Raw genomic sequence first — 25,336 nt, forward strand, 5'->3', positions numbered from 1 at the left:
ACCGGACTCCCGCGAGACCGATGAAGTGATGATCTCATTCAACGAGACATTGCTATTTCGGGGGACTGGTCATGACACGTTGTGCTTCTCGCTCCGACACGGGAGCGCCCTCGCTTTCGGAGCTGTTCGAGACATCAGGCATCAAGAGACGGTTCAACCCGGGCGCCACGATTGCGGCGCAGGGAGAACGACAGGCCTGGGTCTACATGGTGGCACGGGGTTGTGTGCGATCGTGCATCTATTCGCCCGAGGGGCATCGCAGGGTCGTGCGTTTCCGGGGGCCGGGATCGGTGCTGGGCCTCGGTCTGGCCGCGGAATGGACGACGTCGGAGGAGGCCGTGGACATGGCGGTTCTCGAAGCGATCCCGGTCGCGGCCTTCGAGGCGATGCTGGCGGCCTCGCCCGCTGCGCAGCGTGACCTGCATGACCGGATGCGGGAGGAGATCGAAGCCCATGCCGCGCTTCTTGTCCTGACCTCGAACAGTTCGGCGGTCGACCGGGTGAGGGAGTTCCTTAAGGATTTCGCGCGGAGCCGGAAAAGCGGCGGCCTTATTTCGCTTCCGATGAGCCGTCGGGATATCGGCGACCATCTGGCGCTGTCCATGGAATCGGTCTGCCGCGCGATTTCCACGTTGAAACGCGACGGCGAGATCGACCTCAAGGGCGCTTCGTTCTTCCGGTTTCCCGAACAGGATGCCGGCGGTCTGGCGGTGCATTGCGCCGCCTGAGCCTGCTACGGGTGAAAGAGACTTCCCACGGCGTAGGCGATCGTCGCCGCAACGCTGCCGATCAGCAGAGTTTCCCACGACGTCCACCACCAGGCGCGGAGCGACCAGCGGCTGCGGATCGCGCCGATGGCGCAGAAGACAGTTAGCGTCATCAGGATCGAGACCAGGAATGCGTTGTCCATCCCGAAGATGAAGGGCAGAAGCGGTACGAGGCCCGCGGCGAGGAATGCGAGGAAGGTGGCAATGGCGCCCCTGAGCGGCAGGGACTTGCTTGGCGAGACGCCGTACTCCTCAACCAGCATGTAATCCACCCAGACGTCCCGGTGGCTTGATATCGCGCGCACCGCGTCTTCAAGGTTCTGACCTGTAAGGCCCTTCTGGTTGAGGATCTGGCGAAGCTCCTCGCGCTCACCCTCGGGTGCACGGCGGATGTGATCCTCTTCCACCGCGCGCAATCGGTCGACATCCTCGGCTTCGGCGCGGGTGCCTGCGAAATTGCCCGCGGCCATGGAAAAGCCGTCCGCCAGCACGTTCGCAATCCCGAGAACGACGACGACGTTAGAGGAGAGACCGGCACCCTCGACCCCTGCGACGATGGCAAGCGTGGTGACCGCGCCGTCGATCCCGCCGAGGACGGCGTCTTTCAGGCGGCTCGGCAACCGCTGCGCGGCCAGCCGGTCCGCGATGGCCTTGGGCGAGTGATCGTGCATGTCAGGGCCTTTCGGATCCGCGTCGTCCCGGTGCACTCATAAACGCCTTCACGCCTTCGGGAACAACCACCAGCGGAAAGGCAAGCGCGGCGATGAGACCCCAGTGCTCGGCCAACAGCGGCACGGTGCGCAGAAGCGTCTGGAGCGGCGCCCAGTAGATCGCGGCGACCTGGAGAAGAAGGCTCAGGGTGAACGCGCCGATCAGCACCCGGTTCGAAAGCCAGCCGATCGACGAGACGGGCCGGTGGAGCGAGCGGAAGGCGAAGACGCTTACCTTCTCGAAGACAAGCATTCCGGTGAAGGCCGCGGTGCGCGCCAGATCGGCCCCGAGCGGAAGGAACGTGTAGAAAATCCAGAGGCTCGCGGCCCCGGTGTAGAGCCCGAAACAGAGGATAAGCGCGAGACCGGTGCGCCCGAGGATCGGCGCGTCGGGGCGGCGCGGCGGATGCTTCATCTGGTCGGGCTCGGCCTTTTCGAGACCGAGGGCCACTGCGGTGACCCCGTCGGTGATGAGGTTCATCCAGAGGATCTGGGTGGCGAGAAAGATGAGCGGACCGCCGATGAAGAGGTTGGCCATGATCGCGATCACCTCGCCCGCATTGGAACACAGGAGGTAGCGGACGAATTTGCGGACGTTGTCGAACTGGCGGCGGCCCTCGGCGATGGCGTTCACGATGGTCGAGAAATTATCGTCGAGGAGGATGAGATCGGAGGCACTTTTGGCCACCTCGGTGCCCCGGATTCCCATGGCAATTCCGATGTCGGCGGTCTTGAGCGCGGGCGCGTCGTTCACGCCGTCGCCGGTCATGGCCACGATCTGACCCTGGGCGCGGAGCGCTTCGACGATGCGAAGCTTGTGCTCGGGCCGGGTTCTGGCGAAGAGAACGTCTTGTTCGAGCGCCTCGGAAAGCTCTTCCGGCGACATGGCGTCGAGCGCCTCGCCCTCGATCGGGCGGGGGGTGCCGAGCCCGACCTCTGCGGCGACGGCAGCGGCGGTGACTGCGCCGTCGCCAGTGATCATGACGATGCGGATGCCGGCGCTTCGGGCAAGATCGATGGCCGGGCGCACCTCGGGCCGCGGCGGATCGATCATGCCGGCAAGGCCGAGGAATAAAAGGCCGCGTTCTTCCAGGTCACCGGTTGTGGCGGGGCGCGCGGCCAGGGCCAGAACACGCCGGCCTTCGGCGGCCATTTCGGCGTTCTCTTCCGCGATTCTCCGGCGTGTGGCGGTATCGAGCGGCAAGGGGCCTTCGGGGCCGAGATAGCGCGTTGAGCGTTCGAGGATCACCTCGGGCGCGCCCTTGACGTGAAGCCGGTGGCCGTCGTCCTTCCGCGCAAGGACGCTCATGCATTTGCGTTCGCTGGCGAAGGGCACTTCCGCCACATGGGCGTCAGGCGAGACCTCGGGCGCCCAGCCTTTGTAGGCCAGGGTGACGAGTGCCTTTTCGGTCGGCGCGCCCACCGTGATCCATGCAGGGCCGTCGCGCGTGATCGACGCGTGGTTGCACACGAGCGCGGTTTCGAGAAGCGCGGCGAGAAGGGGATCGTCCGCGGCCCGGACGCGGGTGCCGTTCCGTTCGATGTGGCCGGTTGGGTCGTAGCCTTCGCCGGTCACGCGGTAGAGCTGCGTGGGCGTGCGTACCTCCGTCACCGTCATCGCGTTTTCTGTGAGGGTGCCTGTCTTGTCGGTGCAGATGACCGAAGCCGCCCCCAGCGTCTCGACCGCCTGAAGACGACGGGCGAGGGCCTGCTTGCGCGCCATGGCAGAGGCGCCGAGGGCGAGGGTAATGGTGACGACGGCGGGCAGACCCTCGGGCACCATGGCGACCGCGAGGGAGAGGCCGGTCATGAACATTTCGAAGAGCGGGCGCCCGACGCTCCAGCCGATCAGGATGACGAGGGCCGCGATCGCCAGCGCGGCGGCGCCGATCTGCCGGGCGAGCTGGCCGAGCCTGATCTGCAGGTTGGTCTGCTTTTCACCTACCTGTGCCGTGAGTTCCGCGACGCGGCCGAATTCGGTGGCCAGCCCGATCGCCGTTGCGACGCCCTCGGCCCGGCCAGAGACCAGCGCGGTTCCGGCGAATAGGCGGCCGACGTCGCTGTCGGGCTCAGGGCGCTTTTCGACCGGAAGGGATTCGCCCGTGAGCACGCTTTCATCGACCTTGAGCCCGGTCCCGGCGGTGATCCGCAGATCGGCCGGGACGGCCTGGCCCGGGGCCACGATGACGAGATCGCCGGGTACGATTTCGCGCGCCGGGATCTCACGCTCCACCCCGTCGCGGATGACGATTGCGGTCGGGCTGAGCATGGCGCGCAGCGCATCGAGCGCGGTCTCGGCCCGCCACTCCTGAACGAAGCCCAGAACAGCGTTCAGGACGAGAACAAGGAGGATTGCCAGCGCATCGATCCGCTGATCGAGCAGGAAGGCAATGGCCGCCGCCACAGCCAGGATCAGAACGAGAAAACCGCGGAACTGACGTAGCAGGATCCTCGCCGGTGACGGCGGCCTCTGGCGCGGGAGTTCGTTCCAGCCGAACCTTGCCCTCAGTTCCACGATCTCGTCGGTCCCGAGACCGGGCGCTGCGTTTGGCGGCTCAGGTTCGGCCATATCGGAAGACTGTCCCCACGTCAGCATCTGAAGATTACCACAGTCTCATCGATCCGGAGTTGCGCCGGATCAATGTGCGGACAGGCGCATAGGTGTAGCCTTCCGCACGAGCACAAGAAGGGAGGCCGGAATGCCAGGAAAGCAAAGTGACACGGACCGTGCCGCAAAATCGGCGGCAGGACCCCAGCAAGCGATGGATGATGCCGCGGCTCTGCAGGCCTATGGGTTCAATACGATGACGTCGATGGGCGTCGCCTGGGTCGAGGCGCTGAGCGACATGGGCAGCGAGGTGCTGTCTTTCGTCGCCGACCGGATCAAGGAAGATGTGAAGACGCAGCACCGGCTGCTGCATTGCAAGGATGTGGACGAGCTTCAGGAGATACAGGCTGAATTCGTTCAGAAGGCGATTGACCAGTATCGCGAGGAAACCGGCAAGCTTGTGGAGATGAGCCGGAGTTTCGTAAGCCGGGCGGAGGCGGAGCGGGGTGAAAGCTGACATGCGCGCCTAGCCGAACACGTAATTTCCGGGAGCCGGGCCGAGCGATCGGCCCCGCTTCTTTCTGGCCGGTCTTGTTCCGGTGCTGCGGGCATCGAGCCAGTCGCACCACGCTGGCCACCAGGACCCGTCCTTTTCCTTTCCCCGTTCGAGCCAGGTTTCGGGATCGGTGTACTTCTGCGTCTCCCGCCGTTCCGTGATGCGGTAATGCCGCCCGGGGTGGCCTGGCTCGGACAGAACGCCGCCGTTATGGCCGCCCGATGTGAGGCAGAAGGTCACGTCGGTGTCGGCGAGAAGGTGGAACTTGTAGACGGATTGCCACGGCGATACGTGATCGGCCTCTGTTCCGAGGCAGAAGACCGGCACGCGGATGTCCGTCAGGGCCACAGGCTCGCCCCCCACGCGGAACCGCCCCGTCGCCAGCCGGTTTTCGAGAAACATCTGCCGCAGGTACTCGGAATGCATCTTTGCCGGCATACGGGTTGCGTCGGTGTTCCAGGCCATCAGATCGTTCATCGGCGTGCGTTCACCCATGAGGTAGTGGCGGATCACGCGGCTCCAGATCAGGTCGGCCGAGCGCAGCATGCGGAAGGCGCCCGCCATCTGGTCGGCCCGCAGATAGCCCTGGCTTTCCATGATGTCTTCGAGGAAGGCGACCTGGCTTTCGTTGATGAAGAGCGAAAGCTCGCCCGGTTCAGAGAAATCGACCTGCGCGGCGAGGAGGGAGACGGTGGCAAAGCGTTCATCCCCGTCGCGCGCCATGGCCGCAGCCTGCGCCGCCAGCAGTGTGCCGCCAAGGCAATAGCCCACCGCGTGAACGCGCCGATCCTCTTCCGGCGCGATCTTGTCGAGGGCCGCGCCGATGCCGAGGGACAGGTAATCGGCAAGCGCAAGGTCGGCGTCGTCCCGATCGGGGTTCTTCCAGGAAATCGCGAAGACCTCGAACCCCTGATCGCGAAGCCAGGCGATGAGCGAGTTGTCGGGCGAGAGATCGAGAATGTAGTATTTCATGATCCAGGCCGGAACGATCAGCACTGGCTCGGCCCGGACACGGGGGGTGGTGGGGGTGTAGCGGATCAGTTCGATGAGCCTGTTCCGGAAGACGACCTCGCCCGGCGCTATCGCGATGGTTTCACCCACGCGGTATTCTCCATCCGGTTTCCGGTCGCCGGTGACCACCTGGTTGAAATCCTCAAGCCAGTTCTGCACGCCTCGGATCACGTTTTGCCCGGCCTCGTCGCGGGTGCGCGACAGCACGTCGGGATTCGTTGCGGGGAAATTGGTGGGCGAGACCATATCCAGCATCTGGCGCATGGCGAAGGAGACGATCCGCTGATGGGCCGGGTCGAGCCCGTCCTGTGGTGCCGTCGCATGTTCCCACCAGTCCTGATTAAGCAGGAACCATCGGCTGAGGAGGTTGAAAGGCGGGTGTGCCCAGCCCTCGCTTGCAAATCGGGTGTCGGCGCTTTCGTGAGCGGGCGCGATATCGGCGCCCGATGCGGCGAGATTGGCGAGGGCCGCAGCCTCGAGCGCGTTGGCCCAGGCGTGGCGGGCGAGCTCCATCTGCCGGACGGGCGAGCCCTGAAGATGCAGGATCCAGTCGATCCAGGCGGTGGCCAGAGCTGCGGGCGAGATGCCCCCCGTTACGCGCCCGATGGCGGTGTGAAGCAGGCGGTCGGGATCTGGGCGCGTGGCCATCTCACTCCCCTCCGTAGGTGGTGCGCGGAACGATCAACGCGCCGTCCTCCAGCGCCTCGCTGGGGTGTTCGATGACGCGGTCTCCAGGGCTTAGCCCCGAAACCACCAAAGCGTAGCGCCCGTTGCGGCGCCCCAGTTCGACCGGCACACGCTCCGCCCGGTCGCCTGAGGCGCGGAAAACCGCCCAATCGTCACCGGAGCGGAAGGTGGCGCTGAGCGGGACGACGAGAACATCCTCCTGCCGGTACTCGACGATCCTAAGATAAACGGCGAAGCCGTGGCCCAGCGCCTTTCGCATGTCGGGGGGCGAGGTGAGTTCGAAGATCGCATCGACCCGTTGTTCCTCGATCCCGAGTGCGGAGACCTTGGTGCGCCCGGCGGGTTCCACGCGCAGAAGCCGCGCGGTGAGCTGAGGCCCGCCCCAGCGTTCGACATAGGCATCCGCGTTTTCAGGCAGACGCACCGCGTCGGAGGACAGGACATCGGCGACGATTTCCAGGTTCCGCGGGTCACCGATCGTGAGTAGGCGCGCGCCGACAAGCACCGGGCGCGCGCTTTCCGTGTCGATATCGAGAACGACGCCGTCCGCGGGCGACAGGATTGGAACGCAGCAGACTTCGCTGCCCGGTTCGGTCGTCGTGTCGACCAGGGCCGCGCGGGCACGGTCCAGCCCGCTGCGCGCCTGGGCGATGCGCGCCTCGGCAGCTTCGAGCGCGGCCTGCGCGACGGCAAGGCGTTGATGCGCGCCTTCAAGCTGAGTGATCGAGGCGACGTCGCGATCTACAAGCTGGCTGACCCGGTCGTATTGCGACTGTGCGTAGGCCAGATCCTCCGCCCCTTTCGTGCGGTCGGTTTCGGCGACGTGAAGACTTGCCTCGGCCTCGCGCACCTGAGCCTCGGCCTGAAGGCGGGAGCGCGTGTCGAGAAGCCCCGAGGCTGCCGGTTCGACCTGCGCGACCACGGTTTCGCCCGCTGTGACCGCATCGCCCACCTCGACGGGTGCGCGGAGTGCGACGCCGGAGATCGGCGCGGCCACTTCGTAAAGCTCTGCCACCCGGGTTTCGCCGTCGACGTCGACCGTGATCTCGAATTCCTGCAAGGCGACGGTGTGCAGATCGACGGGGATCGGTTCGGGCCGTAGCGTCGTGTAGAGCAGGCCCGCAACAACGACCGCGCCGAGCCCGGCAAGGATGATGTTTCTGTGGTTCTGGGCCATCGGGTTACTCCCGCGTTTTCATGACGGAGACGAGGTTGAGCCGGTCGAGACGGCGGCGGACGATCAGAACCGAGACGAAGGCCGCGGCCAGGACGACGAGGCTTGCCGAAGAGAATGTCGCCGGTTTGACGATCAGGGGAATGGCGTAGAGATCGCTGGTGAATGCCTCGGACATCAGCCTGGCGATTCCCCAGCCGAGGAACCAACCGACGGGCTGGGCGATCACCGCAAGCAGCATCATCTCACCCACGAGAACATAGCCGACCTCGCCGCGCGTGAAGCCGAGGATGCGGAGACTGGCGAGTTCCCGGGCCCGTTCAGATAGCTGGATGCGTGCGCCGTTATAGGCCACGCCGACCGTGATCAGGATACCGAGAGTTGTGTAAATCGTCGTCGTGATCAGGATGTTGCGGCTGATCGTTTCCTGAAAGCCTTCGCGGTTCTCGAGCATCATGGCGCGGCCCGCGAGGCGCGGCAGTTCCTTGAGCCGTTCCTCGAACGCGTCGGTTTCCGCCGCGTCGAGCGTAACGTTGATGACCGAGACCTGCGGGGCCTGCTGGAACAGCCGGTCGGCGGTTTCCTGATCCATATAGGCGCCGAGACCGAAGTATTGCGTGACGAGGCGGGTCACCGGAAGTTCGAAGGTACCCTGCCGGTTGCCCCTGAATTCCGCCTCGACCAGATCTCCGGGCCGGACGCCGAGCTGTGCGGCGAGGCGACGGGACAGGACAATGCCGCCGGGCGGTGCCTCGACCACCGTGCCGTCCTCGGCGACGACGCGGCTCAGGTCGTTACCGGGACGGCGGGCCTCGATCGCCACACGCTTGGCGCGGTGTTCATTCCGCAGGACTGCGGTGAGATACTGTTGGCCCTCGGCCTGCAGAACGCCGGGAAGGCGGCGCGCGTCTTCAAGCGCGCTTTCGGGCATCAGATCGTTGAAAAACAGGACGGCATGCTGGCGGTTCGACTGGTGAAAGGCGGAATCGATGATGTGATCGAGGGCGTCGGGGAAGAAATTGGAGGCCACGAGGATCGCCACCGCGAGCGCCATGCCGAGAATGCTGAGGCCCGCGCGAACGGGCCACCGGATCAGGCTTCGCAGGATCATCATGGTGGGCTGGCTGACGCGGATGGCGTTGAGCGCAAGGTCGAACCAGTTGCGCTTGAAGCGCGGCGGTGCAGGCGGCGACATTGCGGTGGCGGGCGCAAGCCGCGCCGCCTTCCAGGCCGACCGTGCCGCGCCAAGTGTCGCCGCGCCGAGGCCAAGGAGGCCGGCGATCACGTAGGTATTCCAGGATACGTTGTAGATCAGGTAGGGAAAATTGAAGAAGTTCGCATAAAGCCGCGCGAGCCCGTAGCTGAGCCAGCTTCCGGCAAAGAAGCCGATCAGCACGCCCACCGCCGCGACCAGCGCGGCGAGCAGAAGGTAGTGCGTCAGGATCGCGGCATCGGAATAACCGAGCGCCTTCAGAAGCCCGATTTCGGTGCGTTCGAGCGTGACGATTCGCCCGATCACCATGTTCACGAGGAAGACCGTGATCCCGAGAAAGATGGGCGGCAGGGTATAGGCAAGTGTCTGAAGCTGGGTGATTTCGCCGTCGATGAAAGCGTTCGAGATCTGATCGGTCCGGTCGATTGCGCCCCAGGAGCCGTAGGGTTCAAGAAGACGATCCAGCGCGTCGATCACCGGTTCGGGGCGCATGTCAGGGCGGATCTTGACCGCGAGGTTGTCGAAGGCTCCGGTCCGGTCAAGCACCGCTTCGAGCACGCGTTCGGGCATCCATGCGATGCCGTAATCCTCGTTGTCGGGGATCAGGCTTCCGGGGCCGATCGTGTAGATGAATTCGGGGGACAGAACCCAGCCGGTTACGGTGAGGCTCCGCTTGGTGCCGTTCAGGGTGGCGGTGATCGTCGTGCCGGGGAAGAGCCCGTTTGCCATTGCGAAGGGTTCGTTCAGAAGAACCTGGTCGGTTGCGTCGGGATCGGGCCAGTCGCCGCGCCGGAGAAGCGGGATGTTGAGGAGCGAGCCGCCTTCCGGAAGCGAGGCGAAGTAGGCCACTGTCGCGTCGGTCTTGTCCGGCAGATCGAGAGTGGCGAAGGTCGTGACGCGGGCCTCGACGGCGACGACGCCCTCGATCCCGCGCAGGATCGGCAGCATCGAGCGGGGGACGCTGCGCGCATCGGTGAAGATATCGGCGAAGCGATTGCGCTCGTAATAGGTGTCGCGGGTTTCATCGAGCGCGCGTGACATGCCGAAGGACATCAGGAGCACCGCGACCCCGGCGGCGAGCACCAGCGCGATGGCGAGGAACTGGGCCCAGAGGCGGGCGAAATCGCGCAACAGCTTGCGATCGAGTGCCTGCATGCCGGTCACCACGCGATCTCTGCCGGATCAAGCCGGGTTTCGTTGATGTCGACTTTTGCGATCCGACCATCCTGAAACCAGATCACGCGATGGGCCATCTTGCGGATCTCGGCGGCGTGGGTGATCACGACCGTCGAGGTGCCGAATTCCTCGTTGATGTGCTTCAGCACTTCGAGAACCTGGATGCCGGTCTTGCTGTCAAGCGCACCCGTCGGCTCGTCACACAGAAGCACCTCGGGGCGTTTCGCGACGGCGCGCGCGATGGCGACACGCTGTTGCTCGCCACCCGAAAGCTCTGCCGGAAAGTGATCGATCCGGTGTGATAGCCCGACGCGTTCGAGCGCCTCTTCAGGGCGCATCGGGTTCAGGGCGACATCCGTTACAAGCTGCACGTTCTCGCGTGCCGTCAGGCTGGGAACGAGATTGTAGAACTGGAAGACAAAGCCCACGTGATCGCGTCTGAACCGGGTGAGGCCCCTGTCGCCCAGCCGCGTCAGTTCGAGATCGCGGAACCATACCCTGCCGTCAGTGGCATGATCGAGCCCGCCCAGGATGTTCAGAAGCGTGGATTTTCCGCTGCCCGAGGGCCCGAGAAGGACGGTGAGTTCACCCGAGTAAAGTTCGAGATCCACACCGGCGAGTGCAAAAACCTTCACCTCACCAGTGTCGTAGACCTTGGTGAGGCCTTCAGTGCGGAAGACAGTCTCGCGCCGTCCTTCGCCCGGGTGTGCAGTTTCGTTCGTCTGCATGGTTGCAAGACTCTAGCGGTGGAGATGCGCTTCGCTTTGCGCGGGATCAACCTTTCGTGGAAAGGTGGCACGCTTTGCGAGCGAGTTGAACCGGCACCCGTCTTGTCAGCCGGTCGGGCCGCGTCTTAGGATGAAGCGTGGCTTTCCTTTGGAACCCTGTCTCAACGGCTGGAGAACGCGGATTTGGCATGCCGGCAACCGGACCGAGACTGTGAAACCTAGAGCGGTTGAGGACACATCCCTTCTCGAGTTGATCATCGAGACGGCGCCTGATGCGATCATCACTGCGGATGCCGAAGGCCGGATTCTGAGTTTCAGCCCGGCGGCGGAGCGGATCTTCGGGTTCAGCGAAGCCGAAGTTGCGGGGCAGAACCTGACCTGCCTGATGCCCGAACCCTATCGTTCGGAGCATGACGCCTACATGGAGCATTACCTCGAGACCGGCGAAAAGCGGATCATCGGGATCGGGCGCGAGGTGCGCGCCCGGCGCAAGAGCGGCGAGATCTTCGTGGCGGAACTCGCGGTGGGCGAGCTGAAGTTCGGTGACCGTCACGTCTTTACCGGTTTCATAAGGGACGCGAGCGGGCGGGCCAGGGCGGAAAGCCGCGCCCGGGATCTTCAGATGCGGCTGGAGCGCGTTGCGCGCATTCAGATGTTGGGCGAAGTGTCGGCGGCAATGGCCCATGAGATCAACCAGCCGCTCGCCGCGATTTCGAATTTCGCGAAGGCCGCGACACGGGCGTTGGGGGCTGATGCGCCCGATCTCGAGGCGATCGGCTCTCATGTTGCGGCCATTGCGGAGCAATCCATCCGGGCGGGCGAAATCATCCGGCGGATGCGCCAGATGGTCGATCGCGGGGCGGCGGAGATCAGGCCGGAGGATATCAACGAGATCATTTCGGATGCCGTGCGGGTGGGGCGGATGACCTCGATGCATGGCGAGCCGGAGGTGCATCTCGACCTCGGGCAGGAACTGCCGAAGGTGATGGCGGACAGCGTGCAGATTCAGCAGGTGCTTCTGAACCTCATGTGGAACGCGTTCGAGGCGGTGAGCGGCGAAGACAACGGCATCACCATAGAGTCGCGCATGGGCCGGGAAACGAACCGGATTGTCCTGCGCGCCGGTGTGACAGATGACGAGATCGTCACGCTGGTTATCGATTCCGGCCCGGGAATTCCGGAGAATGTGATTGGAACACTCTTCGAGCCCCTCGTAACCACGAAGGCACGCGGTCTGGGGATCGGGCTTGCGGTCTGCCGTTCGATCATCGCGGCCCATGGGGGGCGGATCTGGGCGGAGAACACGGATAACGGCGCCGTTTTCTGTTTCACCCTTCCGATCGCGCGGGAGGATGCGGTGTGAGTAGCATCGATATTGTCGAGGATGACACTGCGGTCGCGCAGTCGCTTGTCGCCCTGCTGAGTGGTTGGGGATTCGACTGCAGGCATTTCGAGACAGGCGTGGCTTTCCTGGAAGCGGAACAGGAGCCTCCGGCCTGCGTGGTGCTGGATGTGCGCCTGCCCGGCATGGATGGTCTGACAGTGCTCGACACGTTTCGCAAGAAGGACGCGCAGACCCCGGTGATCGTGATGACGGGCCATGGTGACGTGGCCATGGCCGTCGAAGCGATGCAGAAAGGCGCGCAGGATTTCATCGAAAAACCCTTCGATGGCGACGATCTGGCAGGCCGGATACAGGCCGCGATCGACAGGGCGATGCCCGATCTTGAATGCCGCCGGAAGATCGAGGCGCTGACGCCGCGCGAAACCGATGTGCTGCGCGAGATCGTGGCAGGGCATCCCAACAAGATCATCGCCTACAATCTGGGGATCAGTCAGAAGACCGTGGAACTGCACCGCGCCCGGGTGATGGACAAGACCGACGCCGGCAGCGTGCAGCACCTCGTCCGGATCGCCCTTCGCGGAGGCATCGGTGCGGACGATCCGATCTGAGGCTGCTCAACCTTCCCGGGGCCAGGTTGCGCCGGATATCATGTTCCACTGTTCCGAGCGCCGGAATCCGCGCCCGCAGCATGGGCAATGCGCCGTCACATCTACGGGGATATCGATCACGACGTCTTCGTGAGGGGCATCCTCCGATCCCGAGCAACGCACTTCGCTGCCCCGTATCTCCGTGACGCAGCCGACCACGGCAAGGGCCGCCTATGCCGGGCAGGGGGTGATGCGCAGCGCGGCGACTGAGTGCGGAGCCGGTGCGGGAGGCGGGATCCGGGAATATGCGGGCACTGTTTCCGTCAAGTGTGTCATGAGAAGCCCCCTTCACCTCTGGTCGGGAAATGGCGTGCCGCAATGCTAGCCCGCACGGGGCCCTGGCTGTTGACGCGGATCAAGTTGGCGGCGGGGCCGGCTGTTGCGCCGCGTCAAACGGGCGGGGCGGTAGGCGCGTTAGACTCCGGCCAATTTCGTTCAGCCAATTCATAAGATGAGGATACCAGATGGAACATGTGGAGCGTTTGCTGAAGGGCACGGTCGAGGAGCTTGACCGGCTTCTCAATGCGAAAAACGTGCTGGGAGAGCCGATCGAGAAAGGGGATGCCACCGTTATCCCGATCGTCAGCTACGGGTTCGGCTTCGGCGCCGGAGGTGGCGTAAGCCAGAAGACAGGTGATGGCGCGGGCACGGGCGGGGGTGGCGGCATAAAGCCCCTGGGCGCAATCATCATCGACAAGAATGGCGCGCGGGTGGAATCGGTGCAGGGCGTAATGACGACTGTTGCCGAAATCCTGGGCGAGACGGCCGGCAAGGTGATAGAAAGCGCAAGCCGGGGTGCGAAATCCGGGCAGGCTGATACCTGACCGGTAATGATGCTGGCAATCGCGATCCTCGCGTGGCTTCTGGCCGCGATCGGAGCGCTGGTATTATGCCTCCTCGTTCTGCCGCTTTCGATCGAACTGAGGGCAACTGCCACCGAAACGATCCGCTGGTCGGTCGCGCTGCGCCTGTTCGGCGGCATGGGGCCGAGGATCGCGCTGCCGGTCAGGACGAAGCGCGCAGAGGCAGCGCGGAAAGAGCCGCGCGACAAGCGCAGGACGCGCAACAGGGCGCGCAGGATCTCTGCCAGCCCGGGACGTATGTTGCGGGCGGTGGTGCGGCTTGTTCTGGAGATTCTGGGCCGTTTCGACATCCGCCGCGCGACGCTTGACCTGCGGTTCGGCTGCGGTGACCCCGGCGATACCGGCGCTCTCTACGGGATGCTGACGCCTCTCGTCTTCGGCGTCCCGCCGGGGCAGACAGCTTCCATCAGGATCGAACCCGTTTTTGATGCGCGTGTGTTCTCGGGGCAGGCGGAGCTTGACCTCACGCTCGTCCCGGCGCGCCTCGTGCCGCCGTTCTTGCGGTTCGGCTGGGCCGTGTGGGGACCGGAGCGATGACGGTTGCTCTGGCACCCATGGTGCGGGTCGGGGATCTGACCTGTTGCGCGGTCGTGAAGACCGACGTCCACGCGCGTGGTTTCACCGGCTGCGTGACGGGGGTGGCGCGGCGGGAACCTGCGCTGCTGCTCTTTGCGGCGGGTGGCGTCGTCGGGGGCGTGGATCTGCGGGGACGGACGTTCACGACATCGGAAATCGAGGCCTGCTATCCCGGTATGCTTGCAGCATTCGCCTTGGCGCGTTGACCCTCTGACGCGGCGCCCGGCGCGCGCGCGAACATCATCCGGTAGACCGGCGGCACGAAGATCAGCGTAAGCGGCGAGGCAAGGATCAGCCCGCCGATCATGAGCGTCGCCATCGGCTCGAACAGCGCGCCGCCGATCAGCGCCATCGGGACGAGGCCGAGGACCGTGGTGACGGACGTCAGGAGGACCGGGCTCAGCCGTTTCGCCGATGCCGTGACGATGGCGTCGTCGAGATCCATGGTTTGCCGTTCGATATCGATCTGATCGATCAGCACGATCGCGTTGTTGATGATGATCCCCATAAGCGAGATCAGACCGAGGATCGCGAAGAAGGAAAGTGGCTGACCGGTGAGCCCGAGCGCGAGGGGCGCGCCGACGAGGATCAGGGGAATCGTCATGAAGGTGAGCGCAACGCGCCGCATCGAATTGAACTGGAAGGTCAGCGCGAGGATCATCACGACTAGCGCATAGGGCATCCCGGCGAGGAGCTTGGCGTTGGTTTCGGCCGATTCCGCGCTTTCACCCCCGATTTCAATGGTATAGCCGGGGCCCAGATCGAGGCCGTCCAGAGTGGGTTGGATGATCTCCTCGATTGCCGCTGCCGAAAGGGTTTCGCTCTTCGCGCTGATCGTGATCTTGCGGGTTTGGTTTTCGCGCCGGAGTTGGGAGAGTTCGAGGCGAGGCGCGAAACGGGCAACCTGATCAAGCGAGGCGAGCCCCCGCTCGGTCGGGATCGAGAGGTTCTGAAGATCTTCGAGGCTGTCGCGAAACACCTCCTCTGCCCGTATCACGATTGGGATCTGATCGTCGCCATCGCGCAGGACGGATACGGCGGCGCCCGAGAAGTACGCCTCCATGACATTCGAGATATCCTTGGACGTGACCCCGAGTTCGCGTGCCTTTTCCTGCAGGATGTCGATGCCGATTGTGATCGTCTTGTTGCCCCAGTCGTTCTGGTTGAGGATGAGGCCGGGCACGGCGTCAAACCCCTCTTCCACGCGTTTCGCTGCGTTCAGGAGGACATCGGTATCGGGCCCGGTGATTTCGACTTCCACGATGCCGCTTTCGCTGCCGCCCATGGACAGGCGGGTGACGCGCGCCCGGACGGCGGGTGCATTTTCCTGAAGGTGGCGGCGCGCGCGGGCCGCGGCCGTCACGGCGCCGTCGAAATCGTAAGTGTTGACCACGAAGAATGCGCTGGACGGGCTGGCATCCGCCGGTGCCAGGGCAAGGTAGAACCGTGGCCCGCCGTGGCCGACAAAGAGCGTGGTGCTTGCGACCTCCGGGTTCACCGTCGGGTCGCGCAGCCAGGCGTCGACGGCAAGCGCCTCTGCCTCGGTTGCCGACAGTGTGCTGCCTTTCTGAAGGTCGAGGTAGATCAGGAATTCGGCGCGTTCGGACAGCGGAAACATCTCAGATCTGAGGGAGCCGAATTGCAGGATGCCGAGCGCCACAAGGCCGTAGCTGATTGCGATCACAGGAAGCCCGAAGGGCAGGATCCGGCGGATCAGCGTGCCATAGGCGGATGCCAGCCGGCCCGTTTCCGCCGCCTTCGCGGATGCGGGGCGAAGGACGGACGCCGCGATAAAGGGCAGGATGTAATGCGCGGTGAGCCACGATCCCACCAGCATCAGCGTCACGACCGCGCCAAGTGAGAAGGCGAATTCGCCCGAGGTGCCTTCCACCAGCATCATCGGCAGGAAGGCGGAGACCGTGGTGATCGAGGCCACTGCGAGTGGAACGAAGAACTGCCCGCCCGCCGCGATTGCGGCCTCGCGGGGGGATGAGCCGCCCCGGATCCGGGTGTCGATGTCTTCGACCACCACGAGCCCGTTATCGACAAGAAGCCCGAGCGAGATGATGACCGCTGCGATGGATATCTGTTCGAGATCGATGCCCCACTGGCTCATCCCCAGAAGCGCGAAGGTGACGGTGAAGGGCACGATGCTTGCGATGATGAAGGCCGGGCGCAGACCAAGGAAAACGAGCATCACCAGAAGAACGACCGCGAAGGTCTGGGCCACGTTCGACAGGGCGCCGTTGATCGACTGGGTGACGTTTGTTTCCTGGAAGGTGGAGATGTTGAAGCCGATGCCGATGGGTTGCAGCGCCTCGAGTCGCGCGATTTCGCCCCGAAGCGTGCGGCCGAGTTTCTGGATGTCGCGATCTTCGGCCATCTCGACACTGACAAGCACCGCCGGCTCTCCGTCGAAGAAGACAGGTTGTTCGGGCGGGTCGACATAGCCGCGGCGCGGGGTCACCAGATCGCGCAGCCGCACGATGTCTCCCGAGGGCAGTTTTGTCAGCACCTCTCCCACATCGTCGAGCGTGTCGAGATTGCCGTTCGCCTCAAGAAGGACGGTGGTTCCAGAGGCGTCGATCTCACCCGCCGGGAGAATGACGTTCTGATCGCGCAGATCCTGCAGGAGTTCCGGGATCTGCACGCCCACCGCCGCGAGGCGCCGTGCATCCACCTCGAGCCAGATGCGTTCGTCCTGATCGCCCGACAGTGTGACCTTGGTGATCCCGTCGACGGCGTAGAGCCCCGATTGCAGATCCTCCGCCGCATCCGCGATCTCGGCCATGGAAAAGCCGTCGCCCGTGACCGCCACGGTCGCCACCGCGACATCGCCGTAGTTCGAGTTCACGAAGGGCCCTTTCGTGCCTTCTGGAAGCTGCGGTGCGGTTTGTTCGATGCGCGTGCGGATGTCGGTGAAGATCTGGTCAAGATCTTCGGACGGCACCCAATCCGCCACCGCGACGTTCAGCTGCGCCGATCCGGTGGTGATCAGGGTCTTTACCTCGTCGACCTCGCCGATCTCGCGCGCGGCGCGTTCCAGCGGGATCGCTATCAGGTTTTCCACGCGTTCCGGATCCATGCCGTCGAACTTTGCCGAGACGATGACCGTTCTGACCGTGATGGCCGGGTTCTCGCGTTTCGGCAGGCTGATGTAGGCCAGCGCGCCGATCAGCAGGAGGCCGACCATTGCCAGAAGGGTCAGGCGCGATTTCTCGATGCCGAAGCGCGTCAGGACATCCATGCCCCTATTCCCCGGCGTCGAGGAGGCGCACCTCCTGCCCGTCCTTCAGGAAGGAGACACCGGCGGAGGCGATCCGATCGCCCTCATTCAGGCCGTCGAGGACGACGATCATATTCTCGCGGATCCCGCCAACGGTGACGTCGCGCCGTGCGACGCGGGAGGTGTCGGGGTCGAAGACATAGACACTCATGATCCCGTCTCCGTCACCCTCGACCCGTCCGTCTCGGATCACCGCGCTCAGGGGGATGGCAAAGCCGTCGGCCCTTGGGGCGGGCAGGATGATCGCCGCTTCGACGGCCATTCCCGCGCGGATCACCGGGTGTGTTTCTGTGAGGGAAAGGACGATGGGAAAGCTCGATACCGCATCGGCGCGCGCACCGATTTCGGACACGACAGCGGATAGGGTGGTGTCCGGCCGGTCAGCAAGGCGTACACGGGCAGGTGTGCCGACGACGAGCTGGCCCACCGTGTCGAAATTGACCGAAAATGAAACCTCGAAACTGTCGTCGGGATACATTGTGGCGATCGGGCTTCCTGCGCCGACGGTCGCGAAGGAGGTGGCCTCGACCGTGCTGATGATGCCGTCGTAGGGCGCGGTGAGTTCCGCCTTGCCCAGGTTCTCGCGCGCCGTTTCCAGAGATTTCTCTGCTTGGACAAGCTGTGCGGCTGCGGCGTCGGCCTGCACTTCGGCCTGCTCGACCGCCGCGCGGGTGACGGTGCCGCTTTCGAGGAGGGCGCGCTGGCGTGCAAGCGTGTCGTCGGCGTTCCGCGCGTTCGATCGTGCCTGGTCAACGCCAGCCTCGGCGGAGGCGACCTGAAGTTCGAGCGTCGTTTTGTCGAGGGTCGCCAGCGTTTCGCCTGCCGCGACGCGCTGGCCAACGGAAAGGTTGACCGCTTCGAGCGATCCGGCGGCCTCAAACGAGAGGGCAGTGATTTCTGACGGCTCGAGCACGGCCGGGAAGCGCCGCATCTCGACGTTGGGGCTTGCGGTGACGAGATGGGATTTCATGCCGCGCACGATGTTTGGCTCCGGCGCGGCCTCCTCCCTACACGCGGCAAGGGTCAGAAGGCAGATGGGCAGGATCAACAAGGGTTTCATGGCGTCTCTCCTTCGCCGCCCGAGCGCGCGACACCTCTCACGCGTATCGATCTCGGCCGAGCATAGCGGGTGTTTCCGCAAGGATCAGCAGCGAATAACCTTCCCTTCGGCCCTGCCTTCTTGCGAATGCCGCAAGGCGGGGGGGCTGTCAGTCGAGCTGTTCGAGCAGCCACTTCGCCCGTTCGATATGCTGCCGCGCGACGTCAAGCTTGATTGCAAGGCTGGCTTTCCTATCGGGATCGGTCGTGGCCGCGATCTCTTGTTCAAGCTCTTCCGATTTTCGGGTCAGTTTCCGGAGCACCTTCCTGACGTGGCCCGGCTTGATCTTGCCCGCCGCGCCGCGATCCAGCCGCGCGTTGTAGTCGGCGACCTTTGCGGCCAGTTTCTTCAACCCCATTATGCCAGCTCCGATCGGTTGGGTGCCCTGCTCATGCTACGTGCCGTCCGCGACTGTTTCGTGACGCCGGATCTTGCCCTTTTCGCCGGGGGCCATGTCCTGCAGTTCATCCTCGTCGAGGGCGAGCATCTTCTCCACCTCCGCCATACCCGTGTCGCGTTCGGCATAGGTGCCGCGTGCGGCCTCGATCAGATCGCGCATTGCCCCGTAGGCATAGCCCGTGTCGGTCAGAAACGAGGTCGCTGCAGCGGGGGAGATCATGCCGTCGTGAAGCAGCGTTTCGACACGGCGGGTCGTCAGGCGTGCGTCCTCCTCTACCTTCGCGCGCTCCTGGTCGAGCCAGAGAATGCTGCGATCGGCGGGATCGGAGAGTTCCAGCTTGCGGATCTCCTTGAGGATTTGCGCAAGTTCCAGGCGGAGCCCATCGTAAAGCTCGGTCACTTTGCCCTGTGGCCGGGTGCCGTAGCGCAGCACATTCTTGCGGAGGTGTTTGACGGATTTTACTGCGCGCACGATGTCGCTTGAGACGTTGCGCAGGGTCGAGATGCTTTCGGCGATCTCGGCGGATGCCCGGTTCTCTCCGACCCGCGTGGTGAATTCGAAGATCGCGGAGTAGAGTGTCTTGATCCGCTTTTCGTATGCTTCGTCAACATTGATATCGACCGCGCGGCGGCTTTGCCGGACGGTTCGCGAAAGATCGGTGCTGGCGAAAACGGCATCGGGATCGAGGTTGAGGGCGCTCAGGATCACTTCGGATGCATTGTCGTAAAGGTGAAGCACTTCCTTGCGAAGCGCACCCTCCAGTGCCTGCGGAAAGGCGTCGACCGCCTGCGTCAGGTAGCGTGGGCGGCTTACGTCCGGAACAGGTTCAGGTATCCGGCGTTCGAGGATGGCGATCAGGCGGTTCAGCAGAGGCAGCATCAGGAGGACGCCCAGGAGGTTGAAGAGCGTGTGGAACACCGCGAGCTTGAGGGCGTAGTCGCCCGCCGCAACACCTACGGCTTCGCTGATCCCGTCGACCGCGAGCCGAAGGGGAGAGATGAAGACAAGCGCCACGGCGGCGGTTGCGACGTTGAACACCAGATGCGCAAGTGCAAGCCGCCGGCCCTGGAAGTTCGCCCCGAGTGATCCGATGATGGCGGTAACCGTCGTGCCGATGTTTGCGCCGATCGCGAGCGCGAGGGCGTTTTCATAGGTGATCTGCCCGGCGGCGAGGGCGGCGAGGATCAGAACCATCGTTGCGTGGCTCGATTGCATGATGACCGTCGCACCCGCGCCGAGGAGCGTGTAGACCAAGAGCCCCAGAAGCCCCGGCAGCGCGAAGCGCAGAAGATCGATCTGATCCCTGAAACTTTCGAAGCCGAGCTTCATGTGATGGATCCCTAGGAAAAGGAACCCGAGGCCGCCAAGCGCGTAGCCGATCCCACGCAGAGGTTTGGGTTTCTGGAATACCAGAACGATGCCGATTGCGATCATGGGCATGGCGTAGGCAGCGATATCTACCTTCAATCCCAGCCCGGCGACGAGCCAGGCGCCCGTGGTCGTCCCGATATTCGCGCCGAAGATGATGCCGACGCCGCCGGTCAGCGAGATGAGCCCCGCGCTCAGGAATGAGATCGTGATGACGGAGACGAGGGAGCTTGATTGCAGAAGCGTCGTCGAGATGATGCCGAACAGTAGCGATCGCGCGGTGGAGCGGGTCGCGCGTTCCAGCATCCTCTCCAGCGCGCCGCCCGCGAAGAGTTTGAAGCCATCTTCGAGCATCAGCATCCCGAACAGGAAGATCGCGACGCCCGCAGAGACTTCCCGCGCCTCAGGGCTCAGCCAGAAGGCCAGAAGAAGCGCGGCGATCGCGACCGGAAGAAGATATCTGCGCATTCAGATTGCCGTTCCGTTGCCCCCTCGTCTGAGGCGGAAGACCGGGCCCTTCTCGTTCAATCCGCCTTTTACCAGTGTCGGCAAGGGCGGAGGCCGGTGCAAGCGGGGTTTCTGCGGCGAATCCGATCAGGACGGAGATGCGGAAGGCTGGCGAGCGGCCGGGCCGGGCGTTTCGGCGGAGCCATTCGTAATATTTCCAGGGTGTTTCTTTACAGGTTGTGCGGCGGACAAGGGCATTCTGCGCCGGCGTCCACGTGATCGGGCGCGCGGCGTCGCTTTTCCGGCAACGCACGCCGCGGTGGAAGTGCTTGCTCCTCCGTTCAGCGGGCAGTCCGCCTCCGGAAGATGGATCGGGCCATAAAACCATCGGGGAATTCACGCGACGCCGTGCCGCGCGCGCCCCGAGGGGGCCCGCGATCGTGGCCTCGTGCGGCGGAGCCCGGCGGCCGCGTGCAGCCTGCCGTCGGTGCGGGTTCGTTACATTTCTCACGAAGGCCTGAGCGCACACCATCGTGACTTGGACGTGTTCTGAGGGCCGAAGGAGTTGCCTTGGCGAAACGATTTCGTTTGTCTTCTGTGCATTAGCGTGAAGATCCCCGGGCCATCGGCATTGGAGAGACCGAAGGCTCGGCGGAAATTTTGGGGCAATCTGACCCGGGAAGGACGATCGGCATGGCCGTCAGCGTGGCGATATACGATGATCTGAAGGACAGGGAACCGGCTTATGCGCTTGTTGGCGAGGTCGATCTGGTGGTCGTGCGCTTCGACGAAGACGTGCGCGTCTACTACGGCCGCTGCCTGCACCGCGGTGCGCTTATGGCGGATGGATATGTGCGGGGGCAGAACCTGATCTGCCCGGTGCACAACTGGGATTACCGGCTGGACACGGGCGTATCGGAATACGCCAACGACGAGGCATTGCCGCGCTTCACCGCATGGGTCGAAGGAGGCGACGTACTCGTCGATGAAGACGAGATCGGTGCCTGGGCGAAGGAGAACCCGCAGCCCTTCAACCGCAAGGCCTATCTCGGGCTTTACGCGGATACATCCCATGGTACGGCGGAGGAGCCGGCGAACGCGGCGATCCAGGCGCTGGCACGGAACGGGCTGAAGAACGGGCACCATGGCGAAATGGCCTCGATGGGGGTGCCGAGGGACGATCTGCCGACCTGGGACGATATCCAGGTTCTGACCGCGCAACTCGCCACCCCGCCGCTGCTTGAGGATGTGACGGTGGGCACCGACGTGATCATCGGGCCCAATGCGCAGAAGCCCTTGCGCCTCGAGATCCCGCTTTTCGTTTCCGACATGTCGTTCGGCGCTTTATCGGAGCCCGCGAAACGCGCACTGGCGCAGGGGGCCGAGAAAGCGGGGACAGGCATCTGTTCAGGCGAAGGTGGGATGATGGAGGAGGAGCAGAAGGACAACAGCCGCTATTTCTACGAACTTGCCTCGGGGCGGTTCGGCTTTTCCTGGGACAAGCTCGACCGCGTGCAGGCGTTTCACTTCAAGGGCGGGCAGGGGGCGAAAACCGGGACCGGCGGGCACCTGCCGGGCCACAAGGTTACGTCGCGGATCGCCGAGGTGCGCGGGCTTGATGAGGGCGAGGATGCCATATCCCCCGCGCGGTTCCCGGAGTGGACGGATCCTGACCAGATCCGCGATTTCGCAGATCAGGTGCGGGACAGGACCGGGGGCATTCCGATCGGCTACAAGCTGTCGGCCCAGCATATCGAGCGGGATATCGATGCCGCACTGGAGGTCGGGGTGGATTACATCATCCTCGACGGGCGCGGCGGCGGTACGGGGGCGGCGCCCACGCTTTTCCGCGACAACATTTCGGTGCCGACGATCCCGGCGCTGGCGCGCGCACGTGCGCACCTTGACCGGCTGGAGCGTGGAGACGTGCCCCTTGTCATCACCGGAGGGCTTCGCACCGCGGCGGATTTCATCAAGGCGATGGCGCTTGGTGCCGATGCGATCGCCGTGTCGAATTCCGCGATGCAGGCGATCGGGTGCATCGCCATGCGTGCTTGCCACACCAACGCCTGCCCGGTGGGGATCGCAACGCAGAAGCCGCATTTGGTGAGCCGTCTGGTGATCGAGAAATCGGCCGAGCGGCTCGCGAATTTCTTCACTGCCAGCAAGGAACTCATGCAACTCATGGCGCGGGCCTGCGGGCATGATCACCTGTCGAAGTTCACCATCGACGATCTGACCACCTGGAAGAAGGACATGAGCGATCTGACAGGGATCCGCTACGGTGGTGTCGCATGAGCGGGGCCGCGCTTCTTGTCGGCATCGCGGAGTGGTGGCTGATCCTCGGTGCCGTCGTCGCCGCGGTCTTTCTTCTCTTCGGGATCGACCGGGTGGATGAGGATGCGCGGGGCGCCTATGCGTTCCGTCCGCTGCTGGTGCCCGGGGTGCTTCTGATCTGGCCTCTCGTGCTTTGGCGCTGAGTCCGGCTGGAAACGAAGGCCGATCGCTGGGCCGACAGGTATCGCCCTCCGCGTGCCGTGCACCTGCCGGTGGCGGTTCTCATGTCCGCCGCACTTCTGATCGCGGTGATCGCGGGCCTGGCCGCGCGTCAGGAATGGCCGGAGAGCATAGCGCCCGAGCACGTGAGCGAGGCGGCCCGATGAGCGTCAAATACATCCCCGTTCAATGGAACCGCTTCAAATGGGGCTATGACGCGGCTCTTGTCGCGGGAACCGGGCTTTTCCTCTGGGTGTTCGTCGATCTGGCCCCCGGAATCCTCAGCCACGAACGCCCGATCACCCCGCAGATCCACAATGCGCGGGCCTTCGGTGCCTGCGCCTTCCTGATGATGACCGTGATCCTCTGCACAGGGCCCCTCGCACGGCTCGACCGGCGGTTTCTGCCGCTTCTCTACAACCGGCGGCATTTCGGGGTACTGACGGCGGTTGTCGCAGTAAGCCATGCCTACTTCATCCTGAACTGGTATTTCGCCTTCTCACCTGTGGACCAGTTCGAGGCAGTGTTGTCCTCGAACACAAGCTTCGGGCAGATGGCGGGCTTTCCGTTCGAAGCACTGGGAGTGTTCGCGCTTCTCAGTCTTCTGGTCCTCGCGGCCACCAGCCATGACTTCTGGATGAAATTCCTGACGCCGCCGCTGTGGAAGGCGCTGCATTACCTTATCTACCCCGCCTATGTGGGGGTGGTGGGCCACGTGATGCTGGGCACGCTTCTGGACCAGGACCACCAGGGTTTCACCGTGATCGTGATCGGCAGTGCCGCGCTTGTGGCGGGCCTGCATCTTGCGGCCGGGCTGAAGGAACGTGCGAACCCACCTGCCGCTGCGGCGTGGGTGCCGCTCTGCCCCGCCGGCGAGATCGAGGATGGCCGGGCGCGCATCGCGCTTCTTCCGAATGGCGACCGCGTGGCGGTGTTCCGGGATGGCGACCGGTTGAGCGCGATTGCCAATGCCTGTGCGCATCAGAACGGGCCCCTCGGCGAGGGGCGGATCGTCGACTGTCTCGTGACCTGCCCCTGGCACGGGTTTCAGTACAACGTGACCGACGGGCGCTCGCCCGCACCGTTTACCGAGACGATCCCGACTTACGGGCTGAAGCTTGAGAACGGCGTCGTCTTCGTGAACCCCGAGGCCAATCCGCCGGGCACCTATGTCGAGCCGGTGGTGGCGCCGGTCCGGGAGGACAACGCATGAAGCGCAAGGAACATCCCTTCTTCGTCGGCTATCTTCCGGTTCCCTCGGGCTTGCGCATTTTCCTTGCGGTAACGGTTGCAGGGCTCATTGTGGCGGGCGGTGCCTTAGCCTACTGGATCGGCACGACGCAGGACGATCCGGGGACCGCCGCACTTCGTTTCGATTACGGGCGGCAGACGGTATCAGGGGTAATCGAATTGACGCCGTTGCCGATCCTTCACGTGACAGAAGGAAACGAACGGATCCCCGCGGGCCGAACGCTCATGATGTCCGGCCAGGGCAAGAACGGTGTGATGGAACGCCCGGGCGCGGTTCACGGTCAGCTCGTGGAAGTTTCGGGTGTCATTCTCGAACGCGGCACAATGGACATGTTGCAGCTCAGGGGCGGCAACAACGGGATGAAGACGCTTGACGGGACAGGAGAGGTCCCCGTGGCCGAGGACCTTGGCCGCTGGAAGCTTGCCGGGGAGATCTGTGACGGCAAATGCCTCGCGGGCGCGATGCGCCCCGGCCGTGGCCTTGCCCACAAGGCTTGCGCGAACCTGTGCATCCTGGGTGGTGTGCCGCCGGTCTTCGTATCGTCCCAGCCTGTCGAGGGGACGGAGTTTCTGATGATAGCGGGTCCCGATGGCTCTGATCTGCCCGAGGAAATCTATGACCTGATGGCGCTTTACATCCAGATCGAAGGCCGGATCACCCGGCATGGCGATCTTCTGGTCTTCGCGATGGAGCCCGAGACGGCCGTGGTGCTGCCATGATGCGGCGGATCCTGACGCTTGTGGTGGTTCTGTTGGTGGGCTTTGCCCTGTTCTATGTCTCTCGCTTCTGGGGTTTCCGCCTCTGGGGCAACGAGGGGCTTCTCGGCTTCACGGCCTTGCGCCCGCAGGGCGGGTTGCTTGCCCAATGGCTGCGCGGCACGCCACTTGCACCCTATGAGCTGCTGGTCTGGGCCCTCGGCTCTGTCCTGATTCTGACCGGCTTGCAGAAGATCTTCGACTTGCTGTCGCCCGGCGACACCGACTGACA

22 protein-coding genes are annotated in these 25,336 nt (G+C 64.2%); 12 read left to right on the forward strand and 10 right to left on the reverse strand.

What is annotated here, in order from left to right; genetic code table 11:
• The first annotated feature begins 71 nt into the window (after positions 1-71).
• The gene (locus tag RXV90_RS10085; RefSeq protein ID WP_316648508.1) at positions 72-728 is read left to right on the forward strand and encodes a Crp/Fnr family transcriptional regulator; all 657 of its coding nucleotides are present in this window, start codon (positions 72-74) and stop codon (positions 726-728) included.
• 5 nt (positions 729-733) lie between these two features.
• Here RXV90_RS10085 and RXV90_RS10090 read toward each other — a convergent pair whose 3' ends face one another.
• Both RXV90_RS10090 and RXV90_RS10095 read right to left on the reverse strand, forming a co-directional pair.
• Entirely contained in the window at positions 734-1,474 is a 741-nt protein-coding gene (locus tag RXV90_RS10090; protein ID WP_316648509.1) for a VIT1/CCC1 transporter family protein, read from the reverse strand.
• Positions 1,440-4,046: a cation-translocating P-type ATPase gene (locus RXV90_RS10095; protein ID WP_316648510.1), complete on the reverse strand. Its 2,607-nt coding sequence runs from the start codon at positions 4,044-4,046 to the stop codon at positions 1,440-1,442. The genes RXV90_RS10090 and RXV90_RS10095 overlap by 35 nt, the downstream gene beginning before the upstream one ends.
• A 193-nt stretch (positions 4,047-4,239) precedes the next feature.
• Between RXV90_RS10095 and RXV90_RS10100 the strand changes: the two genes are divergently transcribed.
• A complete protein-coding gene (locus RXV90_RS10100) occupies positions 4,240-4,542 on the forward strand; it encodes a phasin family protein (RefSeq protein WP_316648512.1) in 303 nt (100 codons plus the stop codon).
• Between the two features lie 9 nt (positions 4,543-4,551).
• On the opposite strand, the gene RXV90_RS10105 is transcribed toward RXV90_RS10100, so the two are convergent.
• The 4 genes from RXV90_RS10105 to RXV90_RS10120 are packed head-to-tail and all read right to left on the reverse strand — an operon-like array spanning position 4,552 to position 10,570.
• Positions 4,552-6,240, reverse strand: coding sequence for a PHA/PHB synthase family protein (locus RXV90_RS10105; protein ID WP_316648514.1), 1,689 nt, complete (start codon positions 6,238-6,240; stop codon positions 4,552-4,554).
• Between the two features lies 1 nt (position 6,241).
• On the reverse strand, positions 6,242-7,456 hold the full coding sequence (locus RXV90_RS10110) for an efflux RND transporter periplasmic adaptor subunit (RefSeq protein WP_316648515.1): 1,215 nt from the start codon (positions 7,454-7,456) through the stop codon (positions 6,242-6,244).
• A gap of 4 nt (positions 7,457-7,460) precedes the next feature.
• Positions 7,461-9,821 carry an ABC transporter permease gene (locus RXV90_RS10115; RefSeq protein ID WP_316648517.1) on the reverse strand — a complete coding sequence of 787 codons (2,361 nt, stop codon included), beginning with the start codon at positions 9,819-9,821 and terminating at the stop codon, positions 7,461-7,463.
• Between the two features lie 5 nt (positions 9,822-9,826).
• Entirely contained in the window at positions 9,827-10,570 is a 744-nt protein-coding gene (locus tag RXV90_RS10120) for an ABC transporter ATP-binding protein (protein ID WP_316648518.1), read from the reverse strand.
• A gap of 211 nt (positions 10,571-10,781) precedes the next feature.
• Between RXV90_RS10120 and RXV90_RS10125 the strand changes: the two genes are divergently transcribed.
• The 5 genes from RXV90_RS10125 to RXV90_RS10145 all read left to right on the forward strand — a co-directional run bounded on the left by RXV90_RS10125 (position 10,782) and on the right by RXV90_RS10145 (position 14,207).
• On the forward strand, positions 10,782-11,933 hold the full coding sequence (locus RXV90_RS10125; protein ID WP_316648520.1) for a two-component system sensor histidine kinase NtrB: 1,152 nt from the start codon (positions 10,782-10,784) through the stop codon (positions 11,931-11,933).
• A complete protein-coding gene (locus RXV90_RS10130) occupies positions 11,930-12,523 on the forward strand; it encodes a response regulator transcription factor (protein WP_316648521.1) in 594 nt (197 codons plus the stop codon). Before RXV90_RS10125 ends, RXV90_RS10130 begins: the two co-directional genes overlap by 4 nt.
• Before the next feature lie 503 nt (positions 12,524-13,026).
• Entirely contained in the window at positions 13,027-13,386 is a 360-nt protein-coding gene (locus tag RXV90_RS10135) for a GerW family sporulation protein (RefSeq protein ID WP_316648522.1), read from the forward strand.
• Between the two features lie 6 nt (positions 13,387-13,392).
• Positions 13,393-13,962 carry a DUF2953 domain-containing protein gene (locus RXV90_RS10140; protein WP_316648523.1) on the forward strand — a complete coding sequence of 190 codons (570 nt, stop codon included), beginning with the start codon at positions 13,393-13,395 and terminating at the stop codon, positions 13,960-13,962.
• Positions 13,959-14,207: a hypothetical protein gene (locus RXV90_RS10145; protein ID WP_316648524.1), complete on the forward strand. Its 249-nt coding sequence runs from the start codon at positions 13,959-13,961 to the stop codon at positions 14,205-14,207. The genes RXV90_RS10140 and RXV90_RS10145 overlap by 4 nt, the downstream gene beginning before the upstream one ends.
• On the opposite strand, the gene RXV90_RS10150 is transcribed toward RXV90_RS10145, so the two are convergent.
• From RXV90_RS10150 to RXV90_RS10165, 4 genes are all read right to left on the reverse strand, one after another.
• On the reverse strand, positions 14,168-17,248 hold the full coding sequence (locus tag RXV90_RS10150; RefSeq protein ID WP_316648525.1) for an efflux RND transporter permease subunit: 3,081 nt from the start codon (positions 17,246-17,248) through the stop codon (positions 14,168-14,170). The two genes, RXV90_RS10145 and RXV90_RS10150, sit on opposite strands and share 40 nt — an antisense overlap.
• Before the next feature lie 4 nt (positions 17,249-17,252).
• Positions 17,253-18,347: an efflux RND transporter periplasmic adaptor subunit gene (locus RXV90_RS10155; RefSeq protein WP_316648526.1), complete on the reverse strand. Its 1,095-nt coding sequence runs from the start codon at positions 18,345-18,347 to the stop codon at positions 17,253-17,255.
• Positions 18,348-18,495: 148 nt separating this feature from the next.
• A complete protein-coding gene (locus RXV90_RS10160; RefSeq protein ID WP_316648528.1) occupies positions 18,496-18,744 on the reverse strand; it encodes a hypothetical protein in 249 nt (82 codons plus the stop codon).
• Between the two features lie 36 nt (positions 18,745-18,780).
• The gene (locus tag RXV90_RS10165) at positions 18,781-20,622 is read right to left on the reverse strand and encodes a Na/Pi cotransporter family protein (RefSeq protein ID WP_316648529.1); all 1,842 of its coding nucleotides are present in this window, start codon (positions 20,620-20,622) and stop codon (positions 18,781-18,783) included.
• A 672-nt stretch (positions 20,623-21,294) separates the two neighbouring features.
• Here RXV90_RS10165 and RXV90_RS10170 point away from each other — a divergent pair.
• The 5 genes from RXV90_RS10170 to RXV90_RS10190 all read left to right on the forward strand — a co-directional run bounded on the left by RXV90_RS10170 (position 21,295) and on the right by RXV90_RS10190 (position 25,334).
• Positions 21,295-22,899, forward strand: coding sequence for a glutamate synthase-related protein (locus RXV90_RS10170; protein ID WP_316648530.1), 1,605 nt, complete (start codon positions 21,295-21,297; stop codon positions 22,897-22,899).
• Positions 22,896-23,081, forward strand: coding sequence for a hypothetical protein (locus RXV90_RS10175; protein ID WP_316648531.1), 186 nt, complete (start codon positions 22,896-22,898; stop codon positions 23,079-23,081). Before RXV90_RS10170 ends, RXV90_RS10175 begins: the two co-directional genes overlap by 4 nt.
• 179 nt (positions 23,082-23,260) lie before the next feature.
• Entirely contained in the window at positions 23,261-24,310 is a 1,050-nt protein-coding gene (locus tag RXV90_RS10180; protein WP_316648532.1) for a Rieske 2Fe-2S domain-containing protein, read from the forward strand.
• On the forward strand, positions 24,307-25,068 hold the full coding sequence (locus RXV90_RS10185; RefSeq protein WP_316648534.1) for a hypothetical protein: 762 nt from the start codon (positions 24,307-24,309) through the stop codon (positions 25,066-25,068). Before RXV90_RS10180 ends, RXV90_RS10185 begins: the two co-directional genes overlap by 4 nt.
• A complete protein-coding gene (locus tag RXV90_RS10190) occupies positions 25,065-25,334 on the forward strand; it encodes a hypothetical protein (protein ID WP_316648535.1) in 270 nt (89 codons plus the stop codon). The genes RXV90_RS10185 and RXV90_RS10190 overlap by 4 nt, the downstream gene beginning before the upstream one ends.
• Positions 25,335-25,336: the final 2 nt, after the last annotated feature.

The organism is Ovoidimarina sediminis, assembly GCF_032586175.1.
Lineage (GTDB): Bacteria > Pseudomonadota > Alphaproteobacteria > Rhodobacterales > Rhodobacteraceae > Ovoidimarina > Ovoidimarina sediminis.

Coding starts and splice junctions, on each gene's coding strand:
- RXV90_RS10115 (WP_316648517.1), bottom strand. CDS start 9,821: ATGCAGGCACTCGATCGCAAGCTGTTGCGCGATTTCGCCCGCCTCTGG.
- RXV90_RS10180 (WP_316648532.1), top strand. CDS start 23,261: ATGAGCGTCAAATACATCCCCGTTCAATGGAACCGCTTCAAATGGGGC.
- RXV90_RS10105 (WP_316648514.1), bottom strand. CDS start 6,240: ATGGCCACGCGCCCAGATCCCGACCGCCTGCTTCACACCGCCATCGGG.
- RXV90_RS10190 (WP_316648535.1), top strand. CDS start 25,065: ATGATGCGGCGGATCCTGACGCTTGTGGTGGTTCTGTTGGTGGGCTTT.
- RXV90_RS10095 (WP_316648510.1), bottom strand. CDS start 4,046: ATGGCCGAACCTGAGCCGCCAAACGCAGCGCCCGGTCTCGGGACCGAC.
- RXV90_RS10120 (WP_316648518.1), bottom strand. CDS start 10,570: ATGCAGACGAACGAAACTGCACACCCGGGCGAAGGACGGCGCGAGACT.
- RXV90_RS10145 (WP_316648524.1), top strand. CDS start 13,959: ATGACGGTTGCTCTGGCACCCATGGTGCGGGTCGGGGATCTGACCTGT.
- RXV90_RS10100 (WP_316648512.1), top strand. CDS start 4,240: ATGGATGATGCCGCGGCTCTGCAGGCCTATGGGTTCAATACGATGACG.
- RXV90_RS10150 (WP_316648525.1), bottom strand. CDS start 17,248: ATGGATGTCCTGACGCGCTTCGGCATCGAGAAATCGCGCCTGACCCTT.
- RXV90_RS10185 (WP_316648534.1), top strand. CDS start 24,307: ATGAAGCGCAAGGAACATCCCTTCTTCGTCGGCTATCTTCCGGTTCCC.
- RXV90_RS10135 (WP_316648522.1), top strand. CDS start 13,027: ATGGAACATGTGGAGCGTTTGCTGAAGGGCACGGTCGAGGAGCTTGAC.
- RXV90_RS10140 (WP_316648523.1), top strand. CDS start 13,393: ATGATGCTGGCAATCGCGATCCTCGCGTGGCTTCTGGCCGCGATCGGA.
- RXV90_RS10155 (WP_316648526.1), bottom strand. CDS start 18,347: ATGAAACCCTTGTTGATCCTGCCCATCTGCCTTCTGACCCTTGCCGCG.
- RXV90_RS10170 (WP_316648530.1), top strand. CDS start 21,295: ATGGCCGTCAGCGTGGCGATATACGATGATCTGAAGGACAGGGAACCG.
- RXV90_RS10175 (WP_316648531.1), top strand. CDS start 22,896: ATGAGCGGGGCCGCGCTTCTTGTCGGCATCGCGGAGTGGTGGCTGATC.
- RXV90_RS10085 (WP_316648508.1), top strand. CDS start 72: ATGACACGTTGTGCTTCTCGCTCCGACACGGGAGCGCCCTCGCTTTCG.
- RXV90_RS10110 (WP_316648515.1), bottom strand. CDS start 7,456: ATGGCCCAGAACCACAGAAACATCATCCTTGCCGGGCTCGGCGCGGTC.
- RXV90_RS10160 (WP_316648528.1), bottom strand. CDS start 18,744: ATGGGGTTGAAGAAACTGGCCGCAAAGGTCGCCGACTACAACGCGCGG.
- RXV90_RS10165 (WP_316648529.1), bottom strand. CDS start 20,622: ATGCGCAGATATCTTCTTCCGGTCGCGATCGCCGCGCTTCTTCTGGCC.